At 72.4% G+C, this 19061-nt stretch carries 12 protein-coding genes; 4 read left to right on the plus strand and 8 right to left on the minus strand.

All coding sequences use genetic code 11. The features are described from left to right. The first annotated feature begins 47 nt into the window (after nt 1-47). Complete coding sequence (locus tag BLR33_RS23110) at nt 48-1577, plus strand: helix-turn-helix domain-containing protein (protein ID WP_093786470.1); 1530 nt, start codon at nt 48-50, stop codon at nt 1575-1577. A 65-nt stretch (nt 1578-1642) separates the two neighbouring features. On the opposite strand, the gene BLR33_RS23115 is transcribed toward BLR33_RS23110, so the two are convergent. Then, nucleotides 1643-4219 carry a glycoside hydrolase family 3 C-terminal domain-containing protein gene (locus tag BLR33_RS23115; protein ID WP_218136681.1) on the minus strand — a complete coding sequence of 859 codons (2577 nt, stop codon included), beginning with the start codon at nt 4217-4219 and terminating at the stop codon, nt 1643-1645. Between the two features lie 366 nt (nt 4220-4585). Here BLR33_RS23115 and BLR33_RS23120 point away from each other — a divergent pair, with 366 nt between their 5' ends. The 3 genes from BLR33_RS23120 to BLR33_RS23130 all read left to right on the plus strand — a co-directional run bounded on the left by BLR33_RS23120 (nt 4586) and on the right by BLR33_RS23130 (nt 9108). Next, nucleotides 4586-5827 (plus strand): ROK family transcriptional regulator, encoded by a 1242-nt coding sequence (locus tag BLR33_RS23120; protein ID WP_093786472.1) that lies wholly within the window; start codon nt 4586-4588, stop codon nt 5825-5827. A gap of 305 nt (nt 5828-6132) precedes the next feature. Beyond that, on the plus strand, nt 6133-6501 hold the full coding sequence (locus tag BLR33_RS23125; protein ID WP_093786473.1) for a hypothetical protein: 369 nt from the start codon (nt 6133-6135) through the stop codon (nt 6499-6501). A gap of 150 nt (nt 6502-6651) precedes the next feature. Beyond that, nucleotides 6652-9108: a peptidoglycan recognition protein family protein gene (locus tag BLR33_RS23130; protein WP_093786474.1), complete on the plus strand. Its 2457-nt coding sequence runs from the start codon at nt 6652-6654 to the stop codon at nt 9106-9108. Nucleotides 9109-9208: 100 nt separating this feature from the next. On the opposite strand, the gene BLR33_RS23135 is transcribed toward BLR33_RS23130, so the two are convergent. The 7 genes from BLR33_RS23135 to BLR33_RS23165 form a co-directional block, all read right to left on the minus strand. After that, complete coding sequence (locus BLR33_RS23135) at nt 9209-10171, minus strand: NAD-dependent protein deacetylase (protein ID WP_093786475.1); 963 nt, start codon at nt 10169-10171, stop codon at nt 9209-9211. Nucleotides 10172-10336: 165 nt separating this feature from the next. Further along, nucleotides 10337-12544 (minus strand): phosphocholine-specific phospholipase C, encoded by a 2208-nt coding sequence (locus BLR33_RS23140; RefSeq protein ID WP_093786476.1) that lies wholly within the window; start codon nt 12542-12544, stop codon nt 10337-10339. A 133-nt stretch (nt 12545-12677) separates the two neighbouring features. Continuing rightward, nucleotides 12678-13484, minus strand: coding sequence for a 3-oxoacyl-ACP reductase (locus tag BLR33_RS23145; RefSeq protein WP_093786477.1), 807 nt, complete (start codon nt 13482-13484; stop codon nt 12678-12680). A 7-nt stretch (nt 13485-13491) separates the two neighbouring features. Further along, on the minus strand, nt 13492-14898 hold the full coding sequence (locus tag BLR33_RS23150; RefSeq protein WP_093786478.1) for an aldehyde dehydrogenase family protein: 1407 nt from the start codon (nt 14896-14898) through the stop codon (nt 13492-13494). Continuing rightward, on the minus strand, nt 14895-15947 hold the full coding sequence (locus tag BLR33_RS23155; RefSeq protein ID WP_322987183.1) for a gamma-glutamyl-gamma-aminobutyrate hydrolase family protein: 1053 nt from the start codon (nt 15945-15947) through the stop codon (nt 14895-14897). The genes BLR33_RS23150 and BLR33_RS23155 overlap by 4 nt, the downstream gene beginning before the upstream one ends. After that, nucleotides 15944-17302, minus strand: a complete 1359-nt coding sequence (locus BLR33_RS23160) for a glutamine synthetase family protein (protein WP_093786479.1) — start codon at nt 17300-17302, stop codon at nt 15944-15946. The genes BLR33_RS23155 and BLR33_RS23160 overlap by 4 nt, the downstream gene beginning before the upstream one ends. After that, a complete protein-coding gene (locus tag BLR33_RS23165; RefSeq protein WP_245771601.1) occupies nt 17299-18816 on the minus strand; it encodes an amino acid permease in 1518 nt (505 codons plus the stop codon). Before BLR33_RS23165 ends, BLR33_RS23160 begins: the two co-directional genes overlap by 4 nt. Nucleotides 18817-19061 lie beyond the last annotated feature (245 nt).

The raw sequence follows: 19061 nt of genomic DNA on the forward strand, positions 1-19061 counted from the left end.
GCCGATCCCCGCTGGCCCTATCTCACATGTGAGATAACCTTGGGGACATGACCGACGACTACCTCGTACGTATCGGCAGGCTCATCCGTGACGCCCGGCAGCATCGCGGCTGGACACAGGCGCAGTTGGCGGAAGCGCTCGGCACCAGCCAGAGCGCGGTCAACCGGATCGAGCGCGGTAACCAGAACATCAGCCTTGAGATGATCGCCCGCATCGGTGAGGCTCTGGACAGCGAGATCGTCTCCCTCGGGTACGCGGGCCCCATGCACCTGCGGGTGGTCGGCGGCCGCCGGCTGTCGGGCTCGATCGACGTCAAGACCAGCAAGAACGCCGGCGTCGCCCTGCTGTGCGCGACGCTCCTCAACGCCGGGCGCACCACGCTGCGCCGGGTGGCGCGGATCGAGGAGGTCTACCGGATCCTGGAGGTGCTCGGCAGCATCGGCGTGCGGGCCCGCTGGATCAACGACGGCAACGACCTGGAGATCGTGCCGCCGGCCGAGCTGGACCTGGCCGCGATGGACACCGAGGCGGCCCGCCGCACCCGCAGTGTGATCATGTTCCTCGGCCCGCTGCTGCACCGCACCGACCGCTTCAAGATCCCGTACGCGGGCGGCTGCGACCTCGGCACGCGCACCGTGCAGCCGCACATGAACGCGCTGCGCCACTTCGGCCTGGACATCACCGCGACCGACGGCTTCTACCACGCCGAGGTGGACCGCGGGACGGCGCCGAAGCGGGCGATCGTGCTGACCGAGCGCGGCGACACCGTGACCGAGAACGCGCTGCTGGCCGCCGCCCGCCACGAGGGCGTCACCGTCATCCGCAACGCCAGCCCCAACTACATGGTGCAGGACCTGTGCTTCTTCCTGGAGGAGCTGGGGGTGCGGGTGGAGGGCATCGGCACCACCACGCTCACCGTGCACGGTGTCGCCCACATCGACCGCGACGTGGACTACGCGCCCTCGGAGGACCCGGTCGAGGCGATGAGCCTGCTGGCGGCCGCGGTGGTCACCGAGTCCGAACTCACCATCCGCCGGGTGCCGATCGAGTTCCTGGAGATCGAGCTGGCGGTGCTGGAGGAGATGGGGCTGGACTTCGAGACCGGCCCGGAGTACCGCGCGGACAACGCCCGCACCCGGCTGGTGGACCTCACCGTCCGTCCCTCCAAGCTGAGTTCGCCGATCGACAAGATCCACCCGATGCCGTTCCCCGGCATCAACATCGACAACGTGCCCTTCTTCGCGGCCATCGCCGCCGTGGCGCAGGGATCGACCCTCATCCACGACTGGGTCTACGACAACCGGGCCATCTACCTCACCGAACTCACCCGGCTGGGCGCCCAGGTGAAGCTGCTCGACCCGCACCGCGTGCTGGTCGAGGGCCCCACCCGCTGGCGCGCGGCGGAGATGGTCTGCCCGCCGGCCCTGCGCCCGGCCGTCGTCGTGCTGCTCGCGATGATGGCCGCCGAGGGCACCTCGGTGCTGCGCAACGTCTACGTCATCAACCGCGGTTACGAGGACCTCGCCGAGCGCCTCAACACGATCGGCGCCCAGATCGAGACGTTCCGCGACATCTAGGCAGGCCAGGGGTGCGGCGGCCGGCCCGGTGCCACCGGGCCGGCCGCCGCGTGCGGTTCAGCGGGTCACTGCACGTCGACCACGAACTGGGTGGAGGCGTGCTTGCCGTGGTAGTCGACCGTCGCGGAGACAGTCGCGACACCGCTTCCGAGGGTGCGGACGGTGCCCGACGGGCCGACCGCGACAACGTCCGGTCGGTTGCTGCGGTAGTGCACCTTCATGCCGGCCGGCAGGGCCGTGCTCGAGCCCTTGATGATGTAGCCGTAGAGGGTGTCGTCGCTCATCGCCACGGTGAGCTGCGGGTCGACGGAGACGTGGTCCGGGAAGTACACCCGCTGGGAGATCCCCTGGGCGGCGTCCCCGGCGGCCACCGCGCGGGCGGTGACGGTCATGGGCGTCGGCGTCAGCTTGCCGCTGACGTGGACGAACGTCTGGGCCTGGATGTCGGCGTCAGCGCTGGAGGTGCTGAGCTGGATCCCGTACCTGCCGTCGTCCACCTGGTAGCGGTTCGCCTGGTCGCTGAAGAACGCGAGCTTGGGAACCTGGATCGTGAAGGTGACGTGCTTGGTCTGGTGCGGCCGCAGCGAGACCTTCGTGAACGCTTCCAGGCGCTTGATCGGTCGTTGCAGCGCCGCCGGCGCGTCGGGGGTCGTCACATAGACCTGCGCGACCTCGTCACCGGCGGTGGATCCCGTGTTGGTGACGTCGGCGCCGACCCGCAGGGTGCCGTTCGCGTCGAGCTTCCTGGAGCTGACCTTCAGGTGGGAGTACGCGAAGTCGGTGTAGCTGAGCCCGTAGCCGAAGGGGTACGAGACCGGGCCCGAGTAGTACATGTAGGTGCGGCCCGAGTCCGACGCCGTGGGACGGATGGTGTAGTCGCCGATGGGAGGCAGCTTGGTGATGTCCTGGTACCACGTGAAGGGCAGCCGGCCGCTCGGGTTGTAGTCGCCCAGGACGACGTCGGCGAGCGACTCGCCCTTGCGCTCGCCGTTGTAGGAGCTCCACAGCATCGCCGGGACCTGGTTCTGGAACGACGTGACATCCACCTCGCCCACGGTCTCCATGTAGACGATGGTGTTCGGGTTCACGGCGGCCACCTGGCTGATCAGCTGCGACTGCGCACCCGGCAGGGCCAGGGAGGTGCGGTCGTGGTCCTCGGAGGAGGTGCTGCCGTCGGTGCCCGCGTAGACGACGACGGCGTCGTAGTTCGCCGCGGCCTTCACCGACGCGGCGTCGACCGAGGCCAGGGTCCCGGGGGTGACGCCGGGGTAGTAGTCGACGGTGGCGTCCGGGTCGATGCGCTGGATGGCGGTCTTGAGCCCGTTGTAGCCGTTCACCTCCTTGGCGACGCCCGCCGGGCCCTGCCTGCTCGCGTAGCCGCCCAGGAACATCGACGTGGGGTTGGCGTAGTAGCCGATGACGGCGACCTTGAAGGCGCCGGAGGACGGCACCTTGAGCGGCAGGAGCTTGGTGGTGCTGCCGTTCTGCTGCTTCACCGGGTCGTTCTTCAGCAGCACGATGCTCTGGTCACCGGACTGGCGGGCTGTCGCAAGGCGGGCCGGGGTCTCGGTGACGGCATTGTTGGCGTCGGAGTTCACCCAGGTGCCCGGGGCCAAGCGGGCCCGGGCGGCGGCCACCCACGGGACGGACGCCTCGTTGTCGAACTCGCCGGTCTCGATCCGCGCGGTGAACAGCCGGACCAGCGAGACATCCACGTCGTTCTCGTTGTAGACGCCGGTCTGGGTCTGGATGTGCTGGCCCACCGCGGTGGGGACGGTGTTCGCGTAGTTGGAGCCGTCGTGGTAGCCCTGGTTGCAGTCCAGATCCTCACCGGCGGAGTTGGCGTACGCGGTGCGTCCCGCGGCGTCCAGCGGCGCGGAGGCGCCAGGCGGCTGCCAGTGGTGCCCGGCCTGGATCTCGTACACGGCGTCGCAGTCGGAGGTGAAGTAGCCCTGGAAACCGAAGGTCTCGCGGGCGAGTTCGTCGATGAGGTGGACGTCGGCAGCCGCCGGGACACCGTTGACCTCGTTGTACGAGCTCATGATCGCGGCGGGGCCGCTCTGCTGGACCAGGTCGCGGAACTGCGCCGTGTAGTACTCGCGCAGGGTGCGCTCGTCCATGTCCGAGGTACCGGTGAGCCGGTTGTACTCGCTGTTGTTGGCGGCGAAGTGCTTGAGCGTGGGCAGCGTCTTGAGGTATCCGTCCGAGCCGGGCAGCATCGTGCCGCTCGGGCTCTTGCCCTCCATGCCGTCGACGAACTGTGAGGCGATCGCCCCGGTCAGCAGCGGGTCCTCGCTGAACGACTCGTCGTTGCGGCCCCAGCGGGGGTCGCGCGAGAGGTTGACCGTGGGCGAGTAGAAGCTCAGATCGAGGTTGTTGTTCCGGACGACCTCCCGGGCCTCGTCCGAGATCATCCCGGCTTCCTTGTACATCAGCGCCGGGTTCCAGGTGGACCCCATGGACAGGTCCACCGGGTAGGAGGTGGTGTTGGTCACCCCTGGCGAGTTGACGTTGTTGGCGGTCTGCTCCGCCGCGACGCCGTGGGACGCCTCGTTCCACCAGCCGTAGGCCGCGATGCCCAGCCGTGGGATGGCAGCGGCCTGGCTGCTGTTCATCTCCGAGGCCTTCTCCTGCAGCGTCATCCGGGAGACCAGGTCCGCCGCACGCTCCTCAGGGGAGTAGTGGCGGTCGAGGTAGATGGGGGACGCGGCAGGAGCGGAGCCGGGTCGGCCGGCCTGACCCGTCGTCGCCGAAGCGCCGGTTGACAGAGCACAACTCGCGACCACGCCGATGACAACGATGGCAGGCCACGACCGCGTTCTCGTTCTCATGTAGCTCTCCGATCCGCGGGCGGATCGGCTGGCCCACCACATGCCGGCCGGCCGCCGTCGCTGGAAGTGAGGTGTCAGCCGCCGACAGTAAGGGGCATGTAAATCAGGGTCAATGAGTAACTCCGTCTTCTTTACAGGGAACTTACGCCGAAGAACGGAGAAAGTAGGCTGTCGCATGTGGGGAACGCGCCAGGATCGCTGGAGAGTCTGCGCCGCACCAACCGGCTGCGCGTACTGCAGACGGTGCAGAGCCGCGGCGCGGCCAGCCGCGCGGACATCGTCAGGCTGACCGGCCTGTCCCGCACCACGGTCTCCAGCCTGGTCGCGGAACTGGTGTCCGAGAGCCTCCTGGTGGAGAGACCCGACCAGCAGCCGCCACCCGCCTCGCCCAACGGCGGGCGCCCCGCCACCCTGTTGACGCTCGACCCGGGCGCGGGCGGCTTCCTCGGGATGCACTTCGGGCATGACGGCCTGCGTGTCGCCGTGGCCGATCTGTCGTGCACCGTCCTCGACGAGGAGCAGCGCACGATGGATGTCGAGGAACACGTCGGGGACGCGTTCGGACATGCCTGCGAGATGGCCGCGCGCCTGCTGGGCCGCCTGGATCTGGCGGTCTCCCGCGTGGTGGGCCTGGGGGTCGCCGTCTCCGCTCCGGTCAGGCACGACTCCGGCGCCATCGCCTCCCCCTCCCCGCTCAAGGGCTGGGACGACGTGAACGTGGCCGAGGAGTTGGACCGCCGCCTCGGACTCCCCGTATACGTGGGCAACGACGCCAACCTCGGCGCTGTGGCGGAGTGGATGTTCGGGGCCGGGCGCGGCGTGGACGACTTCGTCTACGTGATGCTGTCCGACGGCATCGGCTCCGGGATCATGCTCAACGGCCGGCTGCACCTGGGCGCGACAGGGACCGCCGGCGAGCTGGGCCACGTGGTCGTCTCCCCCTACGGCTTCGTCTGCCGTTGCGGCAACCGCGGCTGCCTGGAGACAGTGGCGGGCGGAAGGGCGCTCACCGCGGCCCTGTCCCAGGTCACCGGGCCGAACACGACGCTCGACGACGTCCTGCGGCTGGCCCGGGCCGGCGATCCGGGCGCCCGGCGCGCCGTGCAGGACGCCGGACGCGCCGTCGGCCGGGCCCTTTCTGGTCTGTGCACCATGCTGAACCCGCGTCTGATCATCGTCGGGGGCCGGACCGGCGCTGCGGGAGAGCCGTTGCTGGACGGAATCCGGGCGTCACTGGCCAGGGAGGTGTCACCACCCGTCAACGGGTCGGTGGGCATCGTCCCGGGCAGCCTGGGTGAACGGGCGGAGGTACTGGGGGCGATCGCCCTCGCCCACCGGATGACGCCGGCCGCGGCCCTCACGGGCCGCGCAGGCGGTTCGGCGGCCGGCACGGGGACCGCGGGTGGCCGCGTCATCTGATGTGGGGCGCTGTGCGGCTCTCCGTCAGCCGGCAGCCGGTGTGACGGTCGGTCGCCGAGCCGGTGCCGCCACACCGTGGTCCGACAGCGCCTGTCCCGCGTAGGCCCCTCGGCACGCGGCCGGCGCCCGCGAGGCGGCTCCGCAAGATCCGCATACGGCCACGCCCCGAACGCCGCCCTGATACGACCACCGCTCCCACCAGGGCCCACCGGGACCCGCCGTGGTGTGCTCCCGGGCGGCCGGGGGCGCGCCGGGCGCGTAGCCTTGCCCGCACCCGGTGTCCCTCCTTCGGCAAGGACGTGCAGATGCCTTCTCGCTGGTCGATCGGTTCGCGCAACTCGGTGCTGAGCATCGCCTCCACGGAGTCGGTGCTGTCGATCGGGTCGATGGGGTCGGCGCTGTCGATCGGGTCCGTCGCCTCGTTCGCCTCCTTCGGCTCGGTGGGCTCCTCGATGTCGGCGCTGTCCGCCTGGTCCTTCCAGTCCTTCGGCTCGTGGCTGTCCGGCCAGTCCAACGGCTCGGTCCTCAGCTGGCAGTCCAACGGCGCCTACGCCGGCCGCCGCGCCGACGGCCCCGCGACCTGGCGCCCGCGCACCGCGGCCGCCGCCGGAGCCACCGCGGCCGCCGCGCTCCTCTGGTGGACCCTCAGCCGCACCAAGCACCAGGAGCTGTAATCTTCGGGCGGATCCGGGGGGTTGGGGCGGGTTCGGGGGCCGGGTCGCCCGGAGCGGCGCGGTGTCCCTATGATCCGGGGGCTTGAAAGACGTGGGGGGGATCCCGGTTCGGGGCGTCCTCCCCTCCTGACGAAAAAAGGGGCGGGAGACATGGGGTTGGGGAAACGGGGCGGGGCGCACCGGCGCAGACCCGGACTGCGGGTGTGGGTGGCGGCCGGCGCCGTACTCGCCGGCGGTGCGGGAACGTTCGTGCTGATGGCGCAGAGCAGCTCGTCGGTGGTCGCCGACGGGCCGGTGAAAACGTCCGTGCGCTCGCTCGGACTGGACGGCACCGGAACCGTGCGCGCGCTTCCGGCGCGCTCGACGAAACCGTTCAGCATGGTCGGCGTCACCTGGGACGACGCGAGGTCCGCACTGCACGGCCGGGTCGAGGTCCGCACCCGTGACGCGAAGAGCGGCACCTGGACGGGCTGGCTGGCGATGGCACCGGCCGACGAGATACCGGACCCCGCCGAGCGCGACGCCCACGGCGTGCGCGGCGGGATGTCCCCGATGTGGACCGGCCCGTCCGACGGCGTGCAGGTGCGCGTCGCGGCCGGCTCCGGCACCACCGCCCTGCCGAAGGGCCTGACCGTGGACCTGGTGGACCCGGGCAAGCCGGCCAAGAGCTCCGACGGCAGCGGCATCGCGCTCGCGGGCTACGCCACCGACGCCACCGCCGACCCGACCGCGACCGGCGAGCCCACCGACACGGCCACGGCCACCGCTTCGCCGAGCGACAGCGGTGCGCCGACCGCGACGCAGACGCCCACCGCCACGGCGAGCCCCACCACGACGCCGAGCGACACCGCGGCGCCCACCACGCAGCCGCCGACCACGCCGCCGACCACCACCGCCACGGCCTCGCCGACCACCACCGCCACGGCGTCGGCCTCCCCCACGGCTGCCTGGCCCGCCCAACTGCCCACTCTGGCGCAGGCGTACCCCACCTGCTCCGGCAGCAGCACGCCGCCCTCCGAGCAGGTGCCGCCCTCCCCGATGCCCGCGCAGACCAGCTCGCCGATCGCGCCGCCGAGCGTGGTCACCCGGGCCGGCTGGGGCGCCGACGAGTGCGCCCGCGAGTCCGGGTACCCGCTGTACGGCACGGCGGTGAAGGTGGTCTTCGTCCACCACACCGACACCACCAACAGCTACACCTGCGACCAGTCGCCGGCCATCGTCCGCAGCATCTACGCCGAGCACCTGCACCAGGGTTGGCGGGACATCGGCTACAACTTCCTGGTCGACAAGTGCGGCACCATCTTCGAGGGCCGCTTCGGCGGCATGGCGCTGCCCGTGGTCGGCGCCCAGACCTACGGCTTCAACACCAACAGCATGGGCATCGCCGCCATCGGCACCTACACCGACCTGTCCGGCGGCGACTCCACCGCGAGCACCTTCAAGGGCGCGGCCCCCTCGGCCGCCATGAAGGGCGCCATCGCGCGCCTGGCCGCCTGGAAGCTGGGCATGTCGGGCATCAGCCCGACCGGCACCTCCACCCTGGTCGAGGGCGCCGCCGACTCCTCCGGCTTCACGTTCAACAAGACGTACACGCTCAACGCCGTCTCCGGGCACCGCAACGGCTTCGCCACCGACTGCCCGGGCAACCAGCTCTACAGCGCGCTGCCGGCCATCCGCTCGTACGCCGCCGGCCCCGTCGCGGGCCTCGCGGTCACCGGCGTCACCGGCCCGTACGGCACGCAGAAGTCCGGCACGTCGTACGTCACCGGCACCAGCGCGGCCGTGAAGTGGTCGGCCACCACCCCCGCCGCGCTCATCTCGGGCTACGACGTGCTCGTCGACGGCAAGGCCGTACTGCACACCACCGGCACCAGCGCGACCGTCAAGCTCGCCTCGGGCAGCCACAGCATCCAGGTCAGGGCCACGCACGTGTCCGGGAAGACCAGCCTGTCGGCGGTGGTCCACGACATCGCGGACACCACGAAGCCCACCTTCCCGACGGCCCCGTCCGTCAGGACCCGCACCGGCACCGTGAGCAGCACCGCCGTGCCGGTCTCGGTGACCTTCAAGGCCGCCGACAACACCGGCATCCACGGCGAGTACGGCACGTCGCCGAGCGGCGCCACACTGGCGACGACGGCCACCAGTTGGTCGACCACCGCCAAGCCGGGCAGCTCATCGGTGTTCTCGGTCAAGGTCACCGACCTCGCGGGCAACGCCACGACGGCGTCGGTGACCCGCACCCCGAGCCTGGTGCAGGAGACGTCCACCACCCGCTCGGGCTCCTGGTCGCACCGGGCGAGTTCGAGCTACCTGGGCGGCTACTCCTACAGCTCCGGCTCCAAGGGCGCGAGCATCAGCTGGACCTTCACCGGCCGCTCGGTGGCCTGGATTGTCTCGCGGGCCTCGACCTCCGGCCAGGCGTACGTCTACCTGGACGGCACGAAGATCTCGACGGTGGACCTGAAGTCCAGCAAGACCCTCTACCGGCAGGCGATCTGGACCCACACCTGGTCCTCCTCCGCCAAGCACACCCTGAAGGTCGTGGTGGTCGGCACCTCCGGCCGCCCGACGATCACCACGGACGGCATCGCCGTCGTCAACTGACGCCAGGGCGCAGGAGGGAAAGGCGCCGTGTCCTGCGGGACGCGGCGCTTTTCCGTGCGCGAGCGGCACCCTCGCGTGCGCGAGGGGGCCCGAACGCCCCCTACACGCCCAGGCGTTCCAGGAGGTCGGCGAGGGCGGCGCCCAGCGGGCGGTCCACGCGGACCGCGGCCAGGGCGTCGCCGCGAGTGGCCCCCTGGTTGACGATCGCCACCGGGATGCCCTGCTTGGCGGCGTGGCGGACGAAGCGCAGGCCGGACATCACCGTGAGCGAGGAGCCCAGCACGAGCAGGGCGGCGGCCTGGTCGACGAGCGCGAAGCAGCGGTCCACCCGGGGCCGCGGCACGCTCTCGCCGAAGAAGACGACGTCGGGCTTGAGGGTGCCGGCGCCGCACGCCTCGCAGGCGACCACGCGGAAGCCGGCGACATGGGTGTCGTCGAGGTCGGCGTCGCCGTCCGGACGGACCTGGGCGGCCAGGGCGCGGAAGTCGGGGTTGGCGGCGGCCAGCCGCTGCTGGAGCCGCTGCCGCGGGCTGCGGTCGCCGCAGGACAGGCACACCACGTGGTGCAGGCTGCCGTGCAGCTCGACCGCGTCGGGGGTGCCGGCGGCGGCGTGCAGCCCGTCGACGTTCTGCGTGATGACGCCCGTGACCAGGCCCGCGGCGGCCAGCCGGGCCACCGCGCGGTGGCCGGGGTTCGGCCGGGCGCCGGTGATCGAGGTGAAGCCGAGGTAGCTGCGCGCCCAGTACCGCTGCCTTCCGGCCTCGGCGGCGGTGAACTCCTGGAAGGTCATCGGGGTGCCCTTGCGCTGCCGGCCGGTGGCGCCCCGGTAGTCGGGGATGCCGGACTCGGTCGACAGGCCGGCGCCGCTGAGGACGACCACGCCGCCGCCGGCGAGCAGTCCGGCGACCCGTTCGAGGACGTCGCCGGCGTCGGGCGCGTCGGGTCCGGCCGCTCGGGCGGCGGGTCCTGCGGGGTCCTGGGCGGGGGCCGTGGCCCGGGCCGCCAGCACGGTGGCGCCGGTGGGGCCCGGCGCCGTCCGACTCGTCGGGGCACCTGCATCCATGCCAGCAGGGTACGCCCGGCGGCCCTGTCCCGGCCCGTGGCAGGAGCGGGCGGGAGGGCCGCCGGGCGCGCGGTGGGGCGGCTCACGGCAGGGGTGCGCCGTGAGCCGGCGCGGCCGGGACCGGCCGGAGCACGCGGGGTCGGCCGCGGCCCGGCGCGGGCCCGGTCAGCCCGTGATGCTGGGTTCGCCGTTCTCGACGTGGCCGACGTAGCGGCGGGACCAGGACGGGTCGGCGGCGAGCCGGACCTGGAGGTCGTACCAGCCGTCGGTGCGGCCCAGCGAGTCGACCGCGTGGTCGGCGTGGCCCTTCGGCGGGACGCGGTAGGTGGCCGCGCGGTCCTTGCCGTAAGCGTTGGCGGACACGGTGAACACGGCGGTGTGCTCGCCGTCGTTGGTCAGCCGCAGCACCAGGCCGGGCGCGCCGCCGTGCCGTGCGACGGTGTACTCGGCCGTGACGTGCGCGGCCGCGCCGGCACCGGAGACGTCACCGGTGAAGTGCCGCAGGAAGCGGTTGGGGCCGACGACGGTGAGGTCGTAGCCGGTGCCGCCGCCGGTCCCGACGGGCGCGGTCGCGGGGACCGTGCGGGCGCTGCCGCCGCGGGAGGGGTCCACCGTGTACTGGCCGGGGAACTTCGCCGGGTACTCGGTGAGCGACGGCGAACCGGCGAGGTTGTCGTAGACCGAGAAGTGGCTGGCCCTGCGGACGTGGTCGCCGGTGTTGGAGAGCGCGAGGCGCGCGGTGTACGAGCCGTCGGCGGCGCGGGTGAAGCCGGTCAGGTCGGCGCCGGGCTGGTAGGGCAGCGAGCGGGCCCGCTTGGTGCCGGTCTCCTGCTGCGGCATGGCATTGGTGGTGACCGGCGGGTTGTAGCCCTCGGGCTCGCCGATGGGCTGCAGGTCGGGCAGGTCGGGCAGGCCGTACACGGGGTGGGCGAAGTCGAAGGCGGAGGTGAGGTCGCCGCAGACCCGGCGCCGCCAGTCGCTGATGTTCGGGCAGACCGCGGGCGTGCCGAGCGCGGTGGTCCACTGCTCCATGAACTGGATCACCGAGGTGTGGTCGGAGACCTCGGAGGTGACCCAGCCGCCGCGGGTCCAGGGCGAGACCAGCAGCAGCGGCACCCGGAAGCCGAGGCCGACCGGGGCGGGCGCGGTGAGGCCGTACGAGGCCAGGTCGGTGCCGGCGACGAACTCGTCGGCCTCGCCGGGCGCGGGCACCGGCGGCGGCACGTGGTCGAACTGCCCGTCGTTCTCGTCGAAGTTGACGATCACGAGGGTGGAGTCGAAGACGTCCGGGTCGGCGGCGAGCGCCTTGAGCACCTGGTGCAGGTAGTAGGCGCCGTCGGTGGGCGCGCCGTCGGGGTGCTCGGAGAAGCGCTGGTTGGTGACGACCCAGGAGACCTGGGGCAGCGTGCCGGCCTCGACGTCCTTGCGGATCGCGAGCGCGAGGTTGTCGGCGTTGCCCGTCTCGGGGTCGCTGGGCTCGGGAACGGTGGCGACACCGTTGTCGTACAGCACGTTGCCCGGTGCCGGAGTGCCGCCCTGCTCCGGGTCGTACTGGGCGAAGGACTTGAAGTACTCCAGGCCGTTGTCGCCGTAGTTGTCGCTGCCCTGGTAGAGCTTCCAGCCGACACCGGCCTTCTGCAGGGTCTCGGCGTAGGACTCCCACAGCAGGAACCGGCCGAGCTCGTCGCCACCGGAGTAGGCGGTGAAGTTGCTGTACTTGTGCGCCGCGTCGATCGTGCCGCCCCAGTGGTAGGTGCGGTTGGGGCCGGTCGCGCTGAGCACCGAGCAGTGGTAGGCGTCGCCAATGGTGTACGCGTCGGCGAGCGCGTAGTGGAACGGCAGGTCGCGGCGGTCGAGGTAGCCCAGCGTGGTGGGGCCGCCCTTGCTGGCGTACCAGGCGTTCATCAGCCCGCCGTACCAGGCGGTGTGCTGGCTCTCCCAGCTGTGGTCGGTGCCGCCGTAGTTCTGGGCGCCGACCTCGGAGCTGGGCGGCTGGTGGCCGGCCGGGTACGCCGAGGCGGGCGCGTCGCTCAGCCGCCAGGGGTACTGGGTGGCCGTGACGGGGTCGCCCGGCTTGCCGGTGGGCTGCTGGAAGACCGACAGGCCGCCGGGCAGCGTGATGGTGGAGCGGTCGCCGAAGCCGCGTACACCGCGCAGCGAGCCGTAGTAGTGGTCGAAGCTGCGGTTCTCCTGCATGAGGATCACCACATGCCGGATGTCGCGGATGTCGCCGTGGGGCTTGGGACGCGGGCCGCGGCCGGGCTCGGTGCGCCCGGCGTCGGCCGCCGCGGCCGGGCCGGCGGCGCCGATCGCCGCGGCACCGGTCAGCGCGGTGGCGGCGCCGAGGAACCCCCTGCGGGACAGTTCTGACATGGCTCAACACCTTTGGAAGGCAATGGGGCGCCGGGAAAGGTATTGAGCCGACCGGGCGCTGCGGCGAACAGCGGGCGACGGGAGGAGGGCGACCTGATCAAGCCAGGTCAAGAAGGGCGGCGGGCAGGCGGCCTTACTGCGGGGTCACATAGGCGCCGGAGATGCCGCCGTCCACCAGGAAGGTGTTCGCGGTCATGAACGAGGAGTCGTCGCTGGCGAGGAAGGCCACGGCCGCGGCGATCTCCTCCGGTTCGGCGAACCGGCCGAGCGGGATGTGCACCAGCCGGCGGGCGGCCCGCTCGGGGTCCTTGGCGAACAGCTCCTGCAGCAGCGGGGTGTTGACCGGGCCGGGGCACAGCGCGTTGACCCGTACGCCCTCGCGGGCGAACTGCACGCCGAGTTCGCGGGACATCGCCAGCACCCCGCCCTTGGAGGCGCTGTAGGAGATCTGCGAGGTGGCCGCGCCCATCACGGCGACGAAGGAGGCGGTGTTGATGATCGAGCCCTTGCCGCGGGCGAGCATGTGCGGAATGGCGTACTTGCAGCACAGGTAGACGCTGGTGAGGTTGACCTCCTGCACCCGGCGCCAGGCGTCCAGGCCGGTGGTGAGGATGGAGTCGTCCTCGGGCGGGGAGATGCCTGCGTTGTTGAAGGCGATGTCGAGGCGGCCGTACTCCTGCACGGCCTGCGCGAACACGCCCCGCACGGCGTCCTCGTCGGTCACGTCGGCCTGGACGAAGAGGCCGCCGGCCTCGGCCGCCGCCTTGGCGCCGCTCTCCGCGTCCACATCGACGCAGACCACGTGCGCGCCCTCGGCGGCGAACCGGCGGACGGTGGCCAGGCCGATCCCGCTGCCGGCACCGGTGACGACCGCGGTGCGGCCGTCGAGCCGGCGCGAAGTGGGCGCGGTGCCGGAGTCGGGGCCGATGGTGGGGTTCATGGGTGTCTCAGTCCTCCGTCGCGATGAACACGTTCTTGGTCTCGGTGAAGGCGTCGAGGGCGTCGGGGCCCAGCTCCCGCCCGAGTCCTGACTGCTTGACGCCGCCGAAGGGCGTGGCGTAGCGCACCGACGCGTGCGAGTTGACCGACAGGTTGCCCGCCTCCACCGCCCGGGCGGTGCGCAGCGCGCGGCCGATGTCGCGGGTCCAGATCGAGCCGGACAGGCCGTAGGCGGTGGCGTTGGCGATCCGTACGGCGTCCTGCTCGTCGCGGAAGGGCACCACGGTGACGACCGGGCCGAAGATCTCCTCCACGAAGGCGCGGTCGTCGTGGCGGACCGGCGCCAGGACGGTCGGCGGGTACCAGAAGCCGGGCCCCTCGGGCACGGTGCCGACCACGGCGGGCGGCGCGGTGACGTAGGAGGCGACCCGCTCGCGGTGGGCGGCGGAGATCAGCGGGCCCATCTCGGTCTCCTCGGCCCGCGGGTCGCCCACCCGCACCCCGCGCACGGCCGGCTCCAGCAGCGCCATGAACTCCTCGTGCACGCTCTCCTGCACCAGGATGCGCGAGCGCGCGCAGCAGTCCTGCCCGGCGTTGTCGAAGACGGCGTACGGTGCGGTGGCCGCGGCCCGCTCCAGGTCGGCGTCGGCGAAGACGATGTTGGCGCTCTTGCCGCCGAGTTCGAGGGTGACCCGCTTGACGTGCGCGGCGCAGCCGGCCATCACGGCGCGCCCGACGGCCGGGGAGCCGGTGAAGACCACCTTGCGCACGTCCGGGTGGGTGACGAAGCGGTGCCCGACGACGCCGCCGCGGCCGGGCAGCACCTGCAGCACCCCTTCGGGCAGCCCTGCCTCCAGGGCGAGTTCGGCCAGCCGCAGCGCGGTGAGCGGGGTGGCCTCGGCGGGCTTGACCAGCACCGTGTTGCCGGCGGCGAGCGCGGGGGCCAGGCCCCAGGCGGCGATCGGCATCGGGAAGTTCCAGGGCACGATGACGCCGACGACGCCCAGCGGCTCCTTGAAGGTGAGGTCGATCCCGCCGGCCACCGGGATCTGCCGGCCGTGCAGGCGCTCGGGCGCGGCGGCGTAGAACTCGATGACGTCACGCGCGTTGCCCGCCTCCCAGCGGGCGTTGCCGATGGTGTGGCCGGCGTTGGCGACCTCCAGGTCGGCCAGGTGCTCGCGGTCGGCGTCCACGGCGGCCGCGAACGCCCGCAGCAGCCGGGCCCGGTCGGCGGGGGCGAGCGCCCGCCAGGCGGGGTAGGCGGCCGCGGCACGCGCGATGGCGGCGTCTGCCTGCGCGGTGCTCGCCATGGTGACGGTGGCGATGACCTTCTCGGTGGCGGGGTTGACGAGGTCGAGCAGATCGGGGGCGTCCTGCTCGCCGGGGTCCGCGGTGGCGGGCGGTGCTGCGGTCATCGGTCGGCCTTTCGGCGGTCGGCGCGGTCGCGGTGCGGAGCGGTGGGGTGACTGCCGGCGGGATCGGCGGGCTGCCGGCCGGCGCGCCCGGCGGACTCGGCGTGCCTGGTCCTCCCGGCGGGCTCGGCCGTACCGGCGGGCTCGGTCCTCTCGGCGGGCTCGGCAGGATCGACGCGCCTGGTCGTCTCCGCGGGCCCGGCAGGATCGACGCGCTCGGTCCTCCCGGCGGGCTCGATCTTCCCGGCGGGATCGGCAGGCTCGGTGTGCCCGACGGGCCCGCGGTCGGCGGCAGCCCCCCGCACCTCCCTGCGGTCGGCTCCCCTTCGTCCGCTGCCGCGGGCCCCCGCTTCGGTCAGGGCGCGGAAGAGGCGGATGTCCTCGGTGTCGTTCTCGGGGTGCCACTGGACGCCCAGGACGAAGCGGCGGCCGGGCAGTTCGACGGCCTCCACCGTCTCGTCGGTGCTCCACGCGGTGGCCACCAGGCCCGCGCCGAGCCGGGCCACCGCCTGGTGGTGGTAGCAGGACACCTCGGCGCTCTCCCCGACGATGCCGGCGAGTCTGCTGCCCGGGCGCACGTTCACGCGGGTGCGGGCGAAGCGGCCCGGCGGGTCGCGGTGGACGCGGCCGGTCAGCCGGTCGGGCAGGTGCTGCTCCAGGGTGCCGCCGAGCGCGGCGTTGAGCACCTGCATGCCGCGGCAGACCCCGAGCACCGGCAGGTCGCGGGTGAGGGCGGCGTGCAGCAGGTCGAACTCCCAGGCGTCGCGCAGCACGTCGGGCGGGTCGGTGCGCGGGTGGGCCGGCTCGCCGTAGCGGGCGGGGTCGACGTCCGGGCCGCCGGAGACGACCAGGGCGTCCAGGGCGGCGACGGCCTCCAGCGCGCCGGCCGGCTGCGGGGGCAGCAGCACCGCGAGCGCGCCGGCCCGGGTGACCGCCTCGACGTAGGTGGACGGCAGCAGCGCCGCCTGCTGCCGCCACACGCCCCAGGCGGCCTGCGTGCTGTAGGTGCTGATGCCCACCAGCGGGCGGCGGGCGGTGTCGGGGGCGTTCACAGGCGCTCGAATCCGCGCTGCCGCTCCCAGTCGGTCACGGCGGCGTCGAAGGCGGCCAGTTCGACCCGTCCGGCGTGGCTGTAGTGGCGGACGACGTCCTTTCCGAACGCCTCCTCCGCGGCCTGGCTGGTCTCGAACGCGGCCACCGCCTCGCGCAGGGTGGCCGGCACCCGCGGACCATCGGAGGCGTAGGCGTTGCCGGTGTGCTCGGGGGCCAGCGGCAGGCGGTGCTCGATCCCGTACAGGCCGGCGGCGACGAGGGCGGCGACCGCGAGGTAGGGGTTGACGTCGCCGCCGGGGACTCGGTTCTCGAACCGCAGCGAGAGCCCGTGGCCGACGACGCGCAGGGCGCAGGTGCGGTTGTCGCGGCCCCAGGCGATCGCGGTGGGGGCGAAGCTGCCGGCGACGTAGCGCTTGTAGGAGTTGACGTTGGGGGCGAGCAGCAGCGCGAAGTCGGACAGGCACGCGAGCTGCCCGGCCAGGAAGTGCTCCATCACCGGGGAGAAGCCGTGCGGCCCGTCGCCGGCCATCACGGGGGCGCCGGCGGCGTCGCGCAGGCTGAGGTGGACGTGGCAGGAGTTGCCCTCGCGCTCGTCGAACTTCGCCATGAAGGTCAGGCCGTAGCCCTCCTGGGCGGCGATCTCCTTGGCGCCGGTCTTGTAGACGGCGTGGTTGTCGCAGGTGGTGAGCGCCTCGGCGTACTTGAAGGCGATCTCGTGCTGGCCGGGGAAGCACTCGCCCTTGGCGGACTCCACGGTCAGGCCCGCGCCGGCCATCTCGTTGCGCAGCCGGCGCAGCAGCGGCTCGATCCGGCCGGTGCCCAGGACGGAGTAGTCGACGTTGTACTGGTTGGCCGGGGTGAGCCGGCGGTAGCCCTTCTCCCACGCCTGCTCGTAGGAGTCGCGGAAGACGATGAACTCCAGCTCGGTGCCGACCTGCGCGGTCCAGCCGTGGGCGGCGAGCCGGTCGAGCTGGCGGCGCAGCACCTGGCGGGGCGAGACCGCGACGGGTTGGCCCTCGTGGTCCACGACGTCGCACTGCACCATGGCGGTCGCCGGGTGCCAGGGGACGCGGCGGAGCGTGGACAGGTCGGGGGCGAGGACGAGGTCGCCGTAGCCGCTCTCCCAGGAGGAGATGTCGTAGCCGTCCACGGTGTTCATCTCGACGTCCACCGCGAGCAGGTAGCCGCAGCCCTCGGCGGTGCCCTCGGCGATGTCGGCGAGGAAGTGCGAGGCGGCGACCCGTTTGCCCTGCAGGCGGCCCTGCATGTCGGTCATGGCGAGCACCACTGTGTCCAGGGCGCCGTGGGCGGCCTGGGTGCGCAGTTCGTCCAGAGTGAGCATGCCGCCGGTCATCGCTTCTCCAGTTCGGCGTGCGGGAGCGGGGTGGGGGCTGGTGTCCGCGGCCCGGTGAACCACTTGCGCGCGGAGACCGCCCACCACACGCCGGCGAACCCGAGCACGACCGCGACGGCGACCGGTGTGTAGTTGAAGGTCCTGGCGGTGATGGGGCGGACCGTCGGGAGCATGAAGAGCACGGTGATCACCGCCGTCCAGGCCACGGCGACGCTCCCGATGATCCGGCTCCAGCGGCCCAGGTGCCAGGGTCCGCGCACGAAGGAGTCACCCTGGCGGAGCCGCAGGTACACCGGGATGACGTAGGACAGGTAGAGGCCGATCACCGAGATCGAGGTGACGGCGGCGTAGGCGGTGCTGTTCCACAGCGCGGGCAGGCCGAGCAGCAGGGCGCCGCCGGTGCCGAGCCAGACCGCGTTGACGGGGGTCTGGGTGCGCGGGTGGATGCGGTGCCACAGCCGCGAGCCGGGCAGCGCGCCGTCGCGGGAGAAGGCGTAGATCATGCGGGAGTTGGCGGTCACCGAGGCCATCCCGCAGAAGAACTGGGCGCCGATGACGATGAGCAGCAGCACCTTGGCGCCGCGCTCGCCGATGGCGTCGATGAAGATCTGGGCCGGCGGCACGCCGGTGGCGCTGCCGAGTTCGCCGCCGTAGTTCTGGATGGCGAAGGTGATGCCGAGCAGCAGCACCCAGCCGGCGGCCAGCGAGACGGTGATGGCGTTGACGATGCCGCGCGGGCCGCTGCGGGCCGCGTCGTGGGTCTCCTCGGTCATGTGCGCCGAGGCGTCGTAACCGGTGAGGGTGTACTGGGCGAGCAGCAGGCCGAGCATCGCCACGTAGAAGGAGTTGTGGAAGCCGGTGTTGTTGACGAAGTGGGTGAAGACGAAGGAGGCGGAGGCGTGGTGGTCGGGGACGGCGACGAGCACGCCGACGATGACCAGGACGCCGGCCAGGTGCCACCAGACGCTGACGGTGTTCAGCACCGCGACCAGCCGGACCCCGAAGGTGTTGAGCACGCCGTGCAGGGCGAGGAGCACCGCGAAGATCTCCACGGTGTGCCCCGGGGTGGCGCTCAGGCCGAACTGCAGGTCGAGCAGGGCGTTGGTGAAGAAGGCGGCGCCGTAGTCGATGCCGGCGGTGACGGCGACCTGGCCCATGAAGTTGCACCAGCCGGTCACCCAGCTCCAGGCGGGGCCGCGGGTACGGGCCAGGCGCGCCGACCAGTAGTACAGGCCGCCCGCGGTGGGGTAGCTGGAGCAGATCTCGGCCATCGCCAGGCCCACGCACAGGGTGAACGCGCCGACCAGCGGCCAGCCCCAGGTGATCATCGCGGGGCCGCCGGTGTTCATGCCGGTGCCGTAGAGGGTCAGGCAGCCGGAGAGGATCGAGACGATGGAGAAGGACACCGCGAAGTTGGAGAAGCCGGACAGGGAGCGGGCCAGCTCCTGGGTGTAGCCGAGTTCGCGCAGGCGGCGTTCGTCGTCGGTAACGGGAGCGGCGCCGGGCGGAAACACCGCGGGGGAAGGGTGGTCGGCGCCGGTTCGGGGTGTGCTGCCGGCGTCCGGGGCGGGTTCTGCGGCCCGATCCGTCGCTGCTTCCGCGGCTGGCTTCGGGGCTGGTTCCGGGGCTGGTTCCGTCGCTGCTTCGGGAGTGCCGGGCAGCGGGACATGGCGGGTGGGGCCGGCGGGGTCCGGGCCGGGGCTGCGGTCTGCGGTCGTCATGGGCTCCCCTGGGGGTCGGGGCACGGCCTGGGGCGCGG

The organism is Actinacidiphila guanduensis (assembly GCF_900103985.1).
Classification (GTDB): domain Bacteria; phylum Actinomycetota; class Actinomycetes; order Streptomycetales; family Streptomycetaceae; genus Actinacidiphila; species Actinacidiphila guanduensis.